Source organism: Moritella yayanosii (assembly GCF_900465055.1).
Taxonomy (GTDB): domain Bacteria; phylum Pseudomonadota; class Gammaproteobacteria; order Enterobacterales; family Moritellaceae; genus Moritella; species Moritella yayanosii.
In genome coordinates this window covers 4,112,145-4,127,180 of the sequence record NZ_LS483250.1, presented here as the reverse complement: position 1 = coordinate 4,127,180, position 15,036 = coordinate 4,112,145, and the positions used below count along the sequence as shown (strand labels likewise).

Sequence of the window (15,036 nt, the reverse complement as noted above, 5' to 3'; positions counted from 1 at the left end):
AGTCCTTATTCACTCTGTCCGTAAGTATAAAATAGCTGAGGAAAGATAATATTCCACCATCACACCTCTCAATGAGCATAATCCAAACAACTTAATGGGCTTGTCTTTATTGCCAGGTTGCCGACATATCGGTTTTATCGGCCTCAAACAGCTCTTTATTATACTTAACTTTGGTCTCTTGAAGGTAGTTAACAAAAATAGCTATGCCTTGCTGATAATAGACTAATCCCTGCTCTGCACTAGCCGGTAACAATAACAACTTAATTATTGAGGCATGACAATGTTGCAAGGTCCCCCGCAACATATCGGCTAAAAAGGCATCTTTCGTTTCATACTTACTGTGCAATAAAATAAATTGTTGTTGTAACTGTTCTAACGCCGCATATCTATCTGCGACAGACGGCTGTAATAATGCCAGCATCTCGTCGACAAATTCAGAAAATAGATTCTGATGTAATATATGACTGTATTGCTGCGCCAACACCCGAGTATCAACAGCGTAATGCGTCAGCATCTGCTCCACAAACAACGCTTTATCTAGCGTACTGTCAGGTAAACATATATCCGCTTGATACGTTGGAATAGTATTATCAATTCGAATGCCCTGACCAAGATTATAGCAATTAACCTCGGGGTTTAAGCGTAATAACGCCGTCAGGCCAACTGCCGACATCTGAAAGATCATGGTTGTTTCAACTTGGTCAACATGATTACCCGGTGCGACTAAATTTGCCAACGCCTTTTTATTAAACAATTGCTTATCTTGACCTGATTGATCGTAATAGATACTTTTTTTACTGTGGTGAGCATCACCGCTAAAACCAAGATCAACGCCAAATAAATAAATATTTTTGAACCCCATCTGAGTGAAAAAAGACAAGGCTAAATTAGCGACGGTGGGGTTGCAATACATCAGCTGGGTTAAGTTATCATTATCGCAACCCAATGCTGGATTCATAATGATTTCAGTGGATGGCTCCACCATTTTTAACGCCATCAGCTGGCGATCAAATAGGTCCAATACATCCGGGGATATGGTATTTAACGTTAATAACGGGATAGACCTAAGATAAGCCTCATCCCCCACTGACTGCAACACGCTGTGTGTGGTCCGGGTGCGCTCCATCTCTAAATGAAAATCAGGTTTAATTCCATACTGATGCAAAGCGCGTATGGTGGTACCACAACTGACAAGGAGCACTTTATCACGGTTCGCAATAATGTAATCAATATGCTCATCAAGAGAGGGGCCATTAGCCAGGATAAAGACCGGTAATGTGGCGCATTCAGGTAGTGGTTCGGCCTTGCCTAACAGTGGCACATGTTTATTCAAATTATGATATTGATGCGCCAAAGCCAATAATGAATCATCAAAAAAACCAAAACCAAAAGCAACCTGATAAGCTTGATTATTAAATTTCTCTAAGGCTTTATCCATCTGCTCAGTCGCATAATGCTTATAACAGAAACTGAAGGTCGAATCATAACGCCCTTTAGCAATAAGCTCACTCGATATATCAGCAAAAAAATCATCTTCGTTCGCGCCTAAACATAAATGCAAGCTACTATTATTAGCATCTAATTGCTGTAATATTTCAGCCCAATCGAGTGTAAACAAACTCGCATAGAAAAAATCATGCTCAGGTTCATAAATATATAGACGTTTAACTTGGTGTTTACTTAACATCAGCGGTAAGTAATAACCCAAACCTAACCCAAAGCAAACCATCATATTAACGGCTTCTGGTAATATCAGTTCTTGCTTATGTTGTTGGTTAACCTGACTCACTAAATTAGTTAACTGATTGATATATTTAACATGCACAAAATTAATTGGATTATCAATTTCATCCGAAAAATCGACGCGAGTTAATTGTGGATTAAAACGGTATTTTTCAAAATCAATCAAGCCGTCACGATAATAATTCTCACCCAATACAATATTGTCCTCAACGTCCACCAAATGTAATTCACCATGGCGTTGAGCCAATTCAAATTTGGCTGGTTGATAATCGACAAATGACGCATGGATATCGGGAATATACAGCTTAAAAGCAGCCATATTGGCAGCATAGAGTGCCGTTGGATCAACGATAGGTAGCTGTGCATTTTGATAGATAGCATCGATTTCCTGAGCAAGGCTTAAGTTCTTCTGATGCTGTTGTTGTAAACCTTCTAAAGCGGCAATCTGAGAATTAATATTGTGACTTAAATTTTCCATAAGAACAACCTAAAATTGTTTAATAGCAAGATAACGATCAATTGATCTGGCATGGCGCTTGGTAGTCATCTGTTGTGATTCAAGCTCCAATTTCGCAGTCGTTAGTTTGTTTATTTCAGCCGCATCATCAGTGATAATCTGCGTCAAATACGCGGCGGTGTCCGCCGCCAGAGGCGACGTTAAATTAACCAGTTGCTCAATACATTGCTGACGCTGCTGTAATAACATATCACAGTTATCAAAGTCTCCAGTAAGCAACGCTACTTTCGCCTGCTCAGATAACGCAGTAATGTCCACCATTAATGCCGCTTTCAAGTCAATCATGATTAAGCACCACGGGTTTGTTCACGCATTGCTGCAACTTTCATTTTTTCCGCTTGTGGAATATTTAACCAAGCATCTTTAATTGGTGTAACCAATGTCGTGATCTCATCCAACGGCTCTACAGCACGTTCTAACGTGGCATCATTCAACCGTAATTGAATATAGCGGTACAAGGCATCAAAATTCTCACCAATTTCCGGATACACTTTATGATTAATACCGTCAATCAACCCCGAGGTAATATTAATAGATTTATTAATCGCTTTGGCTTTACCTTCGATATCATTACGTAGGATACAACCTTTAGCTACAGCAACAGAATCAAGCAGCCCCTGTAACAACATAAAGATCACTTGATGATTATCCGCAGAAGCAATGCCACTTTCACGACTAACTTGCTGATAACGTCTGATATTCGCTCTCATATTTTTACCTAATTATTATTTATATTGAATGGTGTACATACCCGAATAACTGCGTTTTCACCCGTCAGGGATTATTCGTTATATTATCGACTATCCCAAGACATTACGAATATAGTCACCGGTAGCATTATAGCGCGACACGGTATTATCCATCGCTGTATATTTTTTCCGTAATGTATTTTCATAAGAGGATATGTAGCGATCTAATTTATCGCGCTCGTCCTCAAGACTACGTAAATTAGTATTGAGCAGTGACTGGCGCTGAGTGATCGTGCCTTTATTATTTAAACTGTTATCAAGTACCGCATTAATTTGTGCCGCGACCCCGTTCTTACCGGAAAACAGTTTGCCAAGATCATCCAGCGCATTATTAACAGCGTCATCTAAACGTTGAACGCCAGATTTACTACCATTGCTACCAAACGGATTGATCGCCAGGACCCCGCCCTCTTCTAAGGAAATACCAGCCGCATATAATGTATTTAGCTTACTACTCGCCCCATTTACAACACCGCCAGTAATCGACTGCATCTGTTGCTTAACACTGCGGGCTGTTGAATCAAATTTAAGGGAGCCCGTTTCTGGATCCGTCAGAGTATTGATAGTACTAATTAAACGATTATAACCATCGATAAATTCATGCACCAGATCGCTTACCGCAGCATGGTCAGTGGCCGTGGAAAAATTGACCACGTCATTATTTTCAGTCAAACTATTGGCAGTGATCGTGACCCCTGAAACCGCGTGGGTAAAAGTGTTACTATCTTGGGTAATAATATTGCCGTCGATTGCAATAATGGCATCGCTAGCCGCCTTTCCAACCATCTTCGAGGAGATCATCGCTAAGCTTGAATCAGAGGTAAATACCGTTAAATCATTCGCCACACCAGTTTTATCTGAGGTGTAAACCATTTTCGCACCAAGATCAGAATTAATAATGTTGGCGCCGATCCCATAGTTATTGGGGGCTTCATTAATTTTTTTCTGAATATCTTGTAACGTATCAGTCACATTGACATTAACTTCAAAACTGTCCTTACCGGCATCAAAATACATGATCCCCTGACCCAGTTTCACCATACGGTCTGGCATGAAATCAGATTCTAAACGAGCGCCCTGTGCCAACTTAGTCACCTTAACATCAAACGAGCCTTTCGGTACCACGCCTTTAGTTTCAATGGAGATCGGCAATATTGCATTACTTTCACCGGCCTGGCGGACAGCACTAGAGTCAACTGAGCGACCCTGATAGTGAATATTAGTTTTACTTTGATAAAAGGTATCAGTATTACCTAATTTATTGGTAATACTTTGAAAATCAGCCAAGGCCGCACGTAAAGTTCCGACCCCAGATAATTCAGTTGTAATGCTGATTTCTTTATTATTTAAACGCGCTTCTTTCGGCGCTTTTTCAGCTGTTACAAATGTTTTAATGATCGACTCAAGGTCCATTCCAGAACCCATGCCCGCCATAGTCATACCAGCCATATATATCCTTACGTTTTACCAATTATTGATACCAGAGGAAAATCATTACCGCTGATCCATTATCAAACCATTTCATCCAATAACAGACCACTGCTACTGAATATATCCTCCTGAAACTGTTTAATGTTATCAGCCATTTTCAGGACCACTTCAGAAGGTAGTTCTTTAAGTATTTCGCCACTATCGGGATCGATAATTTTCACTATCACCCGGCCAGAGTCACCATGCACACTAAAGTCTAACTTCTTATTATTCACATCAAAATGTGTTTGCAGTATTCCCGTTGCTTCAAGCAAATTTTGTTCCAACTCTTCATCGCAAGGGGAATTGGAAGGTTTTTTATCTGTTTCAGTCGTTTTAATCGGTGACTTTAACTCGGATTCAGGTTCGATTATAGCAGACAACGAAGGGTCATTGGTTGTGTCAACAGGAGCAACATATAAATTCGTGATCTTATTATCTGCCGTATTAATTGTGGACATCATCACCTCCGAAGACAAAAAAGCCCCACTATGAGCGGGGCAATAACTTATTTACTCAATTAAAGTAGAGAAAGTGCTATTTGTGAGGTTTGGTTCGCTTGACTCAACATTGAACTTGCCGCCTGCTGCTGTACTTGAACACGCGCTAGATTTGCCGATTCTGCAGCAAAATCAGTATCTACGATACGAGATTTCGATGCCGATACATTTTGTGAGATATTGGTTAAATTACGAATGGTCGATGAAAAACGGTTTTGTTTCGCACCGAGATCTGCACGAGTATTAGTGACGGAAGCAATCGCTGAATCCAGATTCTCAATTGCGGTCTGAGCGCCAGCAGCAGTACTGATGTTATCACCTGTCACACCTAAACCACCAGTACCCATACTGGATGTAATGCTTAATTTGATGGTTTGATTGGCATCGGCACCGACTTGAATATCTGCATCATAAGTACCGTCCAGTAAATTCTCACCACCAAACGTTGTATCTTTGGCAATACGGTTGATTTCTTCTTTTAATTCACCAAATTCGAGTTGCAATGCATCACGATCCGCTGCGCTATTCGAACCATTGGCAGATTGAATTGACAGTACTCGCATACGTTGCAGCATGTTCGTTGTTTCGTCTAACGCACCCTCTGCGGTTTGAGCTAAAGAAATACCGTCATTAGCATTTCGTGAAGCCTGGTTTAGACCATTAACCTGAGATTCTAAACGCGCGCCGATCTGCAAACCCGCAGCATCATCTGCCGCACTGTTGATACGCTTACCCGAAGATAAACGTTCGAACGATTTACCTATCTCATTGGATGCATTACTCAATTGACGCTGTGCATTTAAAGATGAAACATTAGTATTTACATAAACAGCCATATTCGTCTCCTAAAGAAATCCTGTGAAGGACTGCTGTTGATTGGAATACAGCCCTTGCTCTTAATTAGTTATTTGTTTGTCATAAAAGTTATCGACACCAAAAATACATTCTTTAGAGTTATTTTGATTTTTCTCTGTTTATTTTCAAAATAACATAAAAATAAAAATAAAAACATTAACTTTCAAGGTGTTACAATTAACATTGATTCTAAATCGAGTTGACTATATTATTGATAAGCATATAAAATACGCTGAAAGAAGAAGTGTTAAATCAAAGGTAAGCTACGTTAATACGAAACAATCAATAAACAAGGTTCAAAAAGGTAAGCATAAACAAGAAGAAGCTAAGAAAGGCGAGATTCTATTTTGGCCCTTTCAAACCAAAATAAACATGCGATTAACCTTGCAGTGATTAACCTTGTAATAGCGACATTGCAACTTGAGATTGTTGATTCGCTTGGCTAAGCATCGTACTTGCAGCTTGTTGCGCTACTTGATTCTGCGCAAGTTTTGCTGATTCTGCGGCAAAATCAGCATCCATTATACGTGATTTAGACGCCGATACGTTCTCAGAAATATTAGTTAAATTTCGGATCGTGGATGAAAAACGGTTTTGTTTAGCACCCAAATCTGCACGGACATTGGTTATTGCCGCGATGGCACTATCGATGTTAACAATCGCGATTTGAGCCTGAGCCATCGTTAACAAATTATTCGTTGCAGAACCAATCCCCAGCCCCGCGGCGTCCATATCCAAAGATATTTTTACATTAATGATTTGATTGGCATCGGCACCAATCTGGAAATTTTGATCAAAGGTCGAATCAAGTAAACTCATGCCACCGAATGTAGTATCATCAGAGATACGATTAATCTCTATCTGCAATTCTTTAAACTCTGTATCTAAAGCTTTGCGGTCAGCAACTGAATTCGAACCATTCGCCGACTGAATCGACAGCACTCGCATACGTTGCAACAAGTTCGTACTTTCATCTAATGCCCCTTCTGCCGTTTGCGCTAGAGAAATACCATCATTAGCATTTCGAGCTGCCTGATTGAGGCCGTTAACCTGTGCTTCTAAGCGCGAAGCAATCTGTAACCCGGCAGCATCATCTGCCGCTGAGTTGATACGTTTACCAGAAGATAAGCGCTCAAATGATGTTTGTAACGCATTAGTAGCCGTCGTCAAATTACGTTGTGAATTTAAAGATGCTATATTGGTGTTTACATATATGGCCACGTTATCATTCCTTCTGAAACTATCTTACATAGAATTTTAATTTATATACTCAAACATAAAGCAAACTATGTGCCAAATAATTAAAAATCAACAACATATAGTTAAGAGTATGTTTTAAAATAACATTATCATTTATGATGTTATTTTAAATTATAATGTTGTCGCCATTTCATTTATAAGCCAAATTATTGCCACATTAAGCGGCAGCATAATATGGGCGTGACACACCATTAAACAGCGTTAATTATACGATGGCATGAAACTAAGAATAGAAGTAGTAGCTATATTAAGAGTAGTATAGGGGCAGGCATAATATTTTACCTATACGCTTACATCAATAAAGATATAGGTAACAGTAATTTATTAGGCGGCCCAAAAGGCCCCAGAGGGCGAGACCCTCTTAGCCTAATAGCGATAACGCCACTTGAGATTGTTGATTCGCTTGACTTAACATCGTACTGGCGGCTTGTTGAGAAACCTGATTTTGTGCGAGTTTTGCTGATTCAGCAGCAAAGTCGGTATCCAAAATACGTGATTTAGATGCGGATACATTTTCAGAAATATTCGTTAAATTACGAATGGTTGAAGAAAATCGATTTTGTTTAGCACCCAGGTCGGCACGGACATTGGTCACCGAAGCAATCGCACTGTCTAAATTGGCAATCGCAGTTTGAGCACCCGCAGCAGTGGTCAGCGTATCGGCAGCCAAACCTAGACCGGCGGAATCCATATCCATGGTTATCTTCACATTAATCGTTTGATTCGCATCAGCACCGACTTGAAAATCAGTATTAAAACTTGCATCCAACAACTTCATGCCACCAAAAGTAGTATCCGTTGATACTCGATCAATTTCACTTTTTAATTCACTGAATTCTGTATCCAATGCTACTCGATCCGCTGCACTATTTGAACCATTGGCAGATTGAATCGAAAGCACACGCATACGTTGCAACATATTAGTGGTTTCATCCAATGCTCCCTCAGCCGTTTGCGCTAACGATATACCATCATTGGCATTTCGAGATGCTTGGTTTAAACCATTAACCTGAGCTTCTAAACGTGAACTAATTTGCAGGCCAGCGGCATCATCTGCAGCAGAATTAATCCGTTTACCCGATGACAAACGTTCAAAAGAAGTCTGCAGTGCATTGGTTGCATTCGATAAGCTCCGTTGTGAGTTTAGCGACGCAACGTTAGTATTTACATATATAGCCATAAGATTTCCCTCTGTATACCAAAATAAATTATGGCAATACACCACAATTCGTTATTATTGCTTAAACCCGCTCTTCTATAAGCAATTACCCATTAATAAAGGCAACTTGTATGCCAACTTTTACATTGCATTGAAAAGACTTAGATTGTTGATTTTATTGAAAGTTTTGTAACTCGTTTCGAGAATATTTTGCTCTTTCGTTAAATCTGTCATTGCCGCGGCAAGATCTGTCTCGGTAAGAATTGCCATTGCCTCTTGATTAATCAATTTGAATGATTCGTTTGATTGCGTGATACGCTCAATGGCATTATTCCGCCCGCCAATACTGGAAATGACTGACATTACTGCATGTTTCGCATTACCAATACCAAGTTGTGCATCCGCAATACCATCTTGAAACTCAGACTTAGTTAATGAAGTATCAGCCAGTACTTGTTTGAATGCCTCTAGGGTGTTCAAAATATTTTCATTTATCAATGGCGACAAAATAATGTCGACACTACCCGGGGATGTTCCTGTTGCAGACATAGCCATACCACCGAACCGAATAATATTATCTGACATAAAATTGCCGCTTTGCTGCACATTATTGCCACTGTCTGTAATTGTATAAGTATCGCTATTACCAGGAATGGTTGGCGCACTAACCGTTAGCTTGAAAATATTATTTGCTGGCATTGCATAGTCATAATTATCACGATGAAAATTATCATATTCGCCCTGATCGATGATCCGAACCTCAGCGGCAGAGACATTACCGACCAGATTATCGGACAGAGCAATCAATCGCGCTGGGGCAGATTCAAATATTTCACGACCATTATCACCATTGCGAATAAATACATTACTGGCGATCTGGATCTTGTTATTTTGTTCATTACCCTGAAAATTATACTGCGCCTTATTTGCATCCCAGGTATAGGATTGCACTTCAGATGCCGAACCAGAAAAAATATGATCACCGTTCGCATTTTTGGTATTGACTAGGTTGAAAATTTCTTTTTGTATTTCGTTGATCTCAATCGCAATAGCGTTAAGATCCAACTCACCAACGCTACCATTGAGAGCCCGAATAGTCAGGACTCGACCTCGCTCCATCGCTGTATGTATGTTGCTTAATGTGGCTTCTTCCAAACCTAAGGTACTTTTTAACATCAGACTATTTTTTTGATATTGAGTATTTTTATTGATCTCATCATGCAAATAAGTCGACTTAGAAATGTCAGCAGGTGAATCAGCCGATGTTTTATATTTATTCAGAGATGTGATCTGGGTATGCGCAGTATTCAGCCGTTGCTGCGCTTTCGACATATCCTGCATAGAACGAGTAAATATTTGATTATTGGTTAATCGCATTGTTGTTACCTCGCCGCATTCAAGATAGTGTCGAATATTTCTTTGGAAATGCTCACCACCCGAGCTGAAGCATTATACGCTTGTTCATAACGCACCATATTGGCCGCCTCTTCATCAAGATTTACCCCAGAGACACTCTCGACCCAGTTTTGGCTCTGCGTTAATTTAGATTCACTTGCCGACTGATCAACACGTGCAGCCCGAGTTTTATTACCAATACCAGCAATAAGGGTAGAAATACCTTCCGAAATGGTCATTTGATTACCGCCACTGGTCACCTTATTTTGTCTTAAGGTATTTTCACTTTCCAGGCCAGCAAGCTTTAAACCATTACTGTTATCCCCCGCCGAGTTACTGTTGTAGTGTAAGCTGAAGCTTTCTCCAGGATTGGGGTTGCCACTGATTTTAATCTCATAACCAGTTTGAGGATTTAATGGCGGGACTGAATTAGCCAATAAATCTAATCCCAATAGCGCGCCAGAACTCGTCGCTAACAATGTGCCATTGGCATCAAAAATATCAAAGTCACCGCTGTTATTAACCGTCACGCTTTGTGGAGCAGCCATGTTTAAAGCATTATTTGAAAACGATAAACTAGAATCAAATATGCTACTGACAATCAGTTGGCTATCTGTAATATTATTGGTATTACGGCTCGAACGCAGCGCCGAAGACAGGGCTATGTCTTCAGGCCGAGAGGCGATAACTTGGTAGTCGTCAAAATTAAATAAAGTTGGCGACAAAATAAATTTATCACCACTTTTGAATCCCCCTACAGCGGCAGAAAAATCAATATCAAAACCATGTTCATCGACGGTAACAGGACCAGGATAAGCACCGGAGATAGGCAAAGGATTCGTACTTTGTTGACCATCTTTAATCTCATAAACGTCAAAAGTAAGTGGACTTGTCATCGTGACTTGATACTGATTCACCGTCAACGCGCCGCCTTCAGTAGGTCTTATGGTCGAGGTTACCATATGTTCAGAATTGGAGTTGTCATGATAACCCTGGGCCATAGTGCCTGGCATTCCGTAAATGTCTTTACCTAACTGACCATTTAAATCCAGTCCCATTCTATTTTGACTGTTGATCGCAGAACCAATACCTAACGCTAACTGACCTATTTCTCGTAACGCCGGAGATACCGCTTCATCACGGAAGGAAAATAATGCCCCAACCGTACCACCCAGCTCAGTTTCTTGCAGTAAGATTTGATTACTGTCAATGTTCAAGGCTAATTCATTAATTGATGTATCTGGATTATTGGTTACCACGGTAAATTGACTCACACTACTTTGCATGACTAAAGGTTGCCCACTGATCAAATTTATCGAAATACTTTTGTTATCATTCGCAATCGTGGATATATCGATCTCACTTGCGAGAGCTTTAATCGACTCATCACGCTTATCCAGTAAGGTACCCGATACTCCTTGCGACGTATTATTGGCAATCATCACCAGCTGATTTAATCCTTGTATCTCTTTAATCAAGGCGTTGAGTAAATCCGGTTTTGCGGTGATCTCATTATTCGCGGTTTTCACCTGTGACTGTAGCTGTTTACCAACACTACTAAAACTGGATACGAGAGATTTGGCATCGGAGAGCGCTAACTCCCGAGTCGATAATGATGTGGGATCGTCATTGAGCGTATGAAAAGATTCAAACAATGTTGAGACCCCACTACCGAGATTATTCGAGCTATCAGACAATACCTGATCGGTTCGGGTTATTTCTGTTAAAAATTTGTCACGATTATTAAATTTACTGGTATCAAGCAAGACTTCAGCCTGCGCAAACTGATTAATTTCTCGACCAGTATCAGAGCGAGCAAGGCCCATATTATCAATTTGAGAATTATGCTGAGTGCGCTGACGGCTATACCCATCCGTATTAACATTCGCAATGTTATTACCTGTGGTGTTAAGCATTTGCTGGTGACCTAAAACACCAGATGTGCCGATTTGTAATAAATTCGCCATCAGATTACGACTCCAACCATCAGAATATCACTCCGAAATAAGATTATTCATTCATTTACTGTTTGCGACTGATCTACTAATAGCGTTATTTAAATGCATCATGCTTCATGACATTTTGTATTTTCGCTGCATAGTTAGGATCCGTTGCATAACCCGCATTCTGTAAACCATTCAAGAATTGTGCCGAATCTGCAGAATTACGTAATGCATCACTATAACGATCGCCGGATTGCAAGAAATCAGCAAAATCATTAAAGCTAGATTGGAAGTCTTCATAACTTCTAAACTGATGTTTTTCACGTTTGGCAATACCGTCGGAAAACTCTAAGGTATCGACACTGGTCGTCGCACCTTCCCAGCGTTTATCCGCTTTAATATTGAATAAGTTATGTGAGCTACCACCGTTGTTATCCGCTGATACTTTCTTACCCCAACCCGTTTCTAATGCGGCTTGAGCGAGTAACACATCAGGTGATACATTCAAGCGTTTCGCCACTAAATCAGCAAAAGGGGCTAATGATGCGACAAACTCTTCAGGGCTGTTGAATTGCATCGGACGGGCTTCATCTGCCATCGAAAATGCGGCATTTTCTTGCTTACCACCATCAATAGACTTTCCCTCCTCATCAACTGCTGCAGCCTCTTTATCTTCCGGTAATGCTTTGCCTACAGTTGTCGCATTATTCACGGCTTTAATATTCTGCAATGGGTTAGTATCCCCTTGTAATGACGAGGCTGGCATATAATTGCCGCCATCATTCGACAACTGCCGAACAATTACATCTGCTAACCCCATACCGCCTGACTGACTCATATCAGCCGCCATCTGCTTATCTTGCATATCACGATAAAACTGGGTGTAGTTATTATTCATTGGACTATCAGATTCAAATGCCGCATTCGCGGCACGCATGCTTTTCATCAACATATTGGTAAACAATGATTCAAACTGCTTCGCGACGTCTTTCAATGCCGTTTCATCATTATTCAGCGCACGTTTACGTAAAGCATCCAGATTATGTGTATCTAAGACGTTACTGCTTACATTGGTTTTAAATGAATTATCCATACCCAGCCCGTTACTATTTTTCGACAATTATTATTTTCAATAGTTATTATTTTTCAGTCAGTTATTCGTATTACTTAATTAATAATTGAACGCTACCGCCATTAAGCCGTCACTGATAAAACAATTACAATCAATAACTTGAAACAAAACAACGTATTAACCTCAACCTTTACATATAACAATGCAATTCTTAAACCAACTCTGGCAATGTCATGAAATAAATACAAAAAAACGCTATACCCAATCACCGGGTATAGCGCTCATAAAAATAAGTTATGACAGTGCTTAAGTAGCTTAACGCCATTAAATAATAATAAGCTGTCCGTCTAATGCGCCCGCATCTTTAAGCGCTTCTAAAATTGACATTAAATCACCCGGCGCAATACCAACCTGATTAACCGCGCGGATCAAATCATCGAGTGTCGCACCCGCATCAAGTTTAAACATACGCGCATCTTCTTGCGTCACATTAATGGTCGATTTATTGGTGACCACAGTTTCACCGTTAGCAAACGCGTTGGGCTGTGACACATCTTGGGTTTCGTTAATGGTGACCGTTAAACCGCCGTGCGTGATCGCTGCAGGTTTTAATCTCACGTTTTGGCCAATCACAATCGTGCCGGTACGTGAATTAACGATAATTTTTGCTGATTCGTCTGCCATTTTTAGCTCAAGATTTTCCAATGTAGACAGATAAGCAACACGCTGAGAAATATCACGTGGCGCCAGTACCCGCACTGATATCGAATCCATGGGATAAGCCGTATTAGGACCAACCAGATTATTAATTGAATCAGCAAGACGTTTCGCGTTGGTAAAATCACCTCGATGCAAGTTAAATGTCAGATAATCGCCATCACCAAACGGATTAGCAACTTCTCTCTCAACAATCGCACCATTACTGATACGGCCCACGGTAGGGGTATTAATGATCACCTTTGAACCATCTTTACCTTCGACGCCGAGACCACCGACAACCAGGCTACCTTGTGCTAGTGCATATACTTGACCGTCGGCACCTTTTAAAAAGGTTTGCAATAGTAAACCACCACGTAGGCTCTTGGCTTCGCCGATAGCAGCCACCGTCACATCTATCGTTTGTCCTGGTTTAGTAAAAGCAGGTAATATCGCACTCACAGCAACAGGCGCGACGTTTTTGATCTTAACCTTGGCACCATCAGGCATAGTGATACCAAAATTACTCAGCATGGTTTTGAAACTTTGTACCGAAAACGCATTACTTTTCTCACCCGTCCCCGGTAAACCAACTACTAAACCATAACCGATTAATTGGTTATCTCGGACCCCTTGCACAGAGCTGATATCTTTAATGCGTGCAGCATGTGCATAATTGATTGTGACCATAAAAAAGCTTAAAAAAATAATACTCATACCGAGTAATACGTTTTTTTGTAATGTAATCTGAGTTGATAATTTCATCTAAATAACCTGTGGTATAAGGGTTGTCATTATTCTAATTAAGTCTTTCAGCACGGCCCAAATTATGACAACTGCAAATAATGGGCGATATATTGCTAAAGTCGCAATTGTCATACCAACATGGTATTTACACATAGGTTGAGATTAGAAAGGCCATTTACTACTGTTCAGAAATTTAGTTGCCCAACCTTGAACTTGCGCTTCTCCCAAATCATCTACTGCACCGTATTGAATACGTGCATTCGCGATCAAAGAAGAATCGACTTTATTATTCGCATCCACATCTTGTGGACGTAATAAGCCAGTAAGACGGATATACTCATTACCGTTATTGAGCATTAGCCATTTCTCGCCGCGGATAACTAAGTTATTATTCGGTAACACACGCACTACGGTGACAGAAATACTACCTTCTAAACTGTTACTCTGGTCTGCCGAACCATTACCAGAAAACGAACTGGTTTGGCTTAAACTGCCTTCAATTGTATAACCGCCAATAACCACATCTTCACCACCGAGATTGACTGGATCTAATTTAAATGAATTATCTTTATCTAGATTCGAACTGGCTTGCTTTTTAGCACTGGTTGATTCTGTTAATATCACCGTAATAATGTCACCGACTCGACGTGCTTTAATATCTGAAAAAATATTATTGTTATATAGCGGGTTAAATAACGATCCCGTTACTTTCGCTTGCACTGGATTATCATCAGGTACAATTGGTGCATAATCAGGCGAATCTTGCTGTGGTGTTTCAGCCACATCTGCAGGCTCTTGCGCATCTTCGGTTTTGGTCGCGTCTTCATTGTTAGTGACCACATTTTCTTTTACTTTAACTAATGATGCACAACCCGTTAGCTGGATAAAAACAAACAAGGCAAGGATAAAATTACGCATTATAATTCTCGA

Annotated in this window: 13 protein-coding genes; all 13 read right to left on the bottom strand. The window is 40.3% G+C overall.

Annotation, left to right across the window (positions count from 1 at the left end):
- Nucleotides 1-106: 106 nt before the first annotated feature.
- The 13 genes from MORIYA_RS19265 to MORIYA_RS19200 all read right to left on the bottom strand — a co-directional run bounded on the left by MORIYA_RS19265 (nt 107) and on the right by MORIYA_RS19200 (nt 15,024).
- The gene (locus tag MORIYA_RS19265) at nt 107-2,221 is read right to left on the bottom strand and encodes a motility associated factor glycosyltransferase family protein (protein WP_112717856.1); all 2,115 of its coding nucleotides are present in this window, start codon (nt 2,219-2,221) and stop codon (nt 107-109) included.
- Between the two features lie 9 nt (nt 2,222-2,230).
- Complete coding sequence (locus MORIYA_RS19260) at nt 2,231-2,545, bottom strand: hypothetical protein (protein ID WP_112717854.1); 315 nt, start codon at nt 2,543-2,545, stop codon at nt 2,231-2,233.
- Nucleotides 2,546-2,547: 2 nt separating this feature from the next.
- Nucleotides 2,548-2,970 carry a flagellar export chaperone FliS gene (gene fliS, locus MORIYA_RS19255; protein ID WP_112717852.1) on the bottom strand — a complete coding sequence of 141 codons (423 nt, stop codon included), beginning with the start codon at nt 2,968-2,970 and terminating at the stop codon, nt 2,548-2,550.
- 90 nt (nt 2,971-3,060) lie between these two features.
- Nucleotides 3,061-4,458, bottom strand: coding sequence for a flagellar filament capping protein FliD (gene fliD, locus MORIYA_RS19250; protein WP_112717850.1), 1,398 nt, complete (start codon nt 4,456-4,458; stop codon nt 3,061-3,063).
- 62 nt (nt 4,459-4,520) lie between these two features.
- The gene (locus MORIYA_RS19245; RefSeq protein WP_232011683.1) at nt 4,521-4,943 is read right to left on the bottom strand and encodes a flagellar protein FlaG; all 423 of its coding nucleotides are present in this window, start codon (nt 4,941-4,943) and stop codon (nt 4,521-4,523) included.
- Between the two features lie 56 nt (nt 4,944-4,999).
- A complete protein-coding gene (locus tag MORIYA_RS19240; RefSeq protein WP_112717846.1) occupies nt 5,000-5,815 on the bottom strand; it encodes a flagellin N-terminal helical domain-containing protein in 816 nt (271 codons plus the stop codon).
- 412 nt (nt 5,816-6,227) lie between these two features.
- The gene (locus MORIYA_RS19230) at nt 6,228-7,055 is read right to left on the bottom strand and encodes a flagellin N-terminal helical domain-containing protein (RefSeq protein ID WP_112717842.1); all 828 of its coding nucleotides are present in this window, start codon (nt 7,053-7,055) and stop codon (nt 6,228-6,230) included.
- 400 nt (nt 7,056-7,455) lie between these two features.
- A complete protein-coding gene (locus tag MORIYA_RS19225) occupies nt 7,456-8,274 on the bottom strand; it encodes a flagellin N-terminal helical domain-containing protein (protein ID WP_112717840.1) in 819 nt (272 codons plus the stop codon).
- A 120-nt stretch (nt 8,275-8,394) separates the two neighbouring features.
- Nucleotides 8,395-9,630 (bottom strand): flagellar hook-associated protein FlgL, encoded by a 1,236-nt coding sequence (gene flgL, locus MORIYA_RS19220; RefSeq protein ID WP_112717838.1) that lies wholly within the window; start codon nt 9,628-9,630, stop codon nt 8,395-8,397.
- A gap of 5 nt (nt 9,631-9,635) precedes the next feature.
- A complete protein-coding gene (locus tag MORIYA_RS19215) occupies nt 9,636-11,615 on the bottom strand; it encodes a FlgK family flagellar hook-associated protein (protein WP_112717836.1) in 1,980 nt (659 codons plus the stop codon).
- An 85-nt stretch (nt 11,616-11,700) separates the two neighbouring features.
- Nucleotides 11,701-12,684: a flagellar assembly peptidoglycan hydrolase FlgJ gene (flgJ, locus tag MORIYA_RS19210; protein WP_112717834.1), complete on the bottom strand. Its 984-nt coding sequence runs from the start codon at nt 12,682-12,684 to the stop codon at nt 11,701-11,703.
- Between the two features lie 303 nt (nt 12,685-12,987).
- Nucleotides 12,988-14,124, bottom strand: a complete 1,137-nt coding sequence (locus tag MORIYA_RS19205; RefSeq protein WP_162629297.1) for a flagellar basal body P-ring protein FlgI — start codon at nt 14,122-14,124, stop codon at nt 12,988-12,990.
- A gap of 144 nt (nt 14,125-14,268) precedes the next feature.
- The gene (locus MORIYA_RS19200) at nt 14,269-15,024 is read right to left on the bottom strand and encodes a flagellar basal body L-ring protein FlgH (protein WP_112717832.1); all 756 of its coding nucleotides are present in this window, start codon (nt 15,022-15,024) and stop codon (nt 14,269-14,271) included.
- Nucleotides 15,025-15,036 lie beyond the last annotated feature (12 nt).

Excerpts from the sequence above, each read along its gene's own strand:
- MORIYA_RS19265 (WP_112717856.1), bottom strand. The coding sequence starts at position 2,221 with ATGGAAAATTTAAGTCACAATATTAATTCTCAGATTGCCGCTTTAGAA.
- MORIYA_RS19260 (WP_112717854.1), bottom strand. The coding sequence starts at position 2,545 with ATGATTGACTTGAAAGCGGCATTAATGGTGGACATTACTGCGTTATCT.
- fliS (WP_112717852.1), bottom strand. The coding sequence starts at position 2,970 with ATGAGAGCGAATATCAGACGTTATCAGCAAGTTAGTCGTGAAAGTGGC.
- fliD (WP_112717850.1), bottom strand. The coding sequence starts at position 4,458 with ATGGCTGGTATGACTATGGCGGGCATGGGTTCTGGAATGGACCTTGAG.
- MORIYA_RS19245 (WP_232011683.1), bottom strand. The coding sequence starts at position 4,943 with ATGATGTCCACAATTAATACGGCAGATAATAAGATCACGAATTTATAT.
- MORIYA_RS19240 (WP_112717846.1), bottom strand. The coding sequence starts at position 5,815 with ATGGCTGTTTATGTAAATACTAATGTTTCATCTTTAAATGCACAGCGT.
- MORIYA_RS19225 (WP_112717840.1), bottom strand. The coding sequence starts at position 8,274 with ATGGCTATATATGTAAATACTAACGTTGCGTCGCTAAACTCACAACGG.
- flgL (WP_112717838.1), bottom strand. The coding sequence starts at position 9,630 with ATGCGATTAACCAATAATCAAATATTTACTCGTTCTATGCAGGATATG.
- MORIYA_RS19215 (WP_112717836.1), bottom strand. The coding sequence starts at position 11,615 with ATGGCGAATTTATTACAAATCGGCACATCTGGTGTTTTAGGTCACCAG.
- flgJ (WP_112717834.1), bottom strand. The coding sequence starts at position 12,684 with ATGGATAATTCATTTAAAACCAATGTAAGCAGTAACGTCTTAGATACA.
- MORIYA_RS19205 (WP_162629297.1), bottom strand. The coding sequence starts at position 14,124 with ATGAAATTATCAACTCAGATTACATTACAAAAAAACGTATTACTCGGT.
- MORIYA_RS19200 (WP_112717832.1), bottom strand. The coding sequence starts at position 15,024 with ATGCGTAATTTTATCCTTGCCTTGTTTGTTTTTATCCAGCTAACGGGT.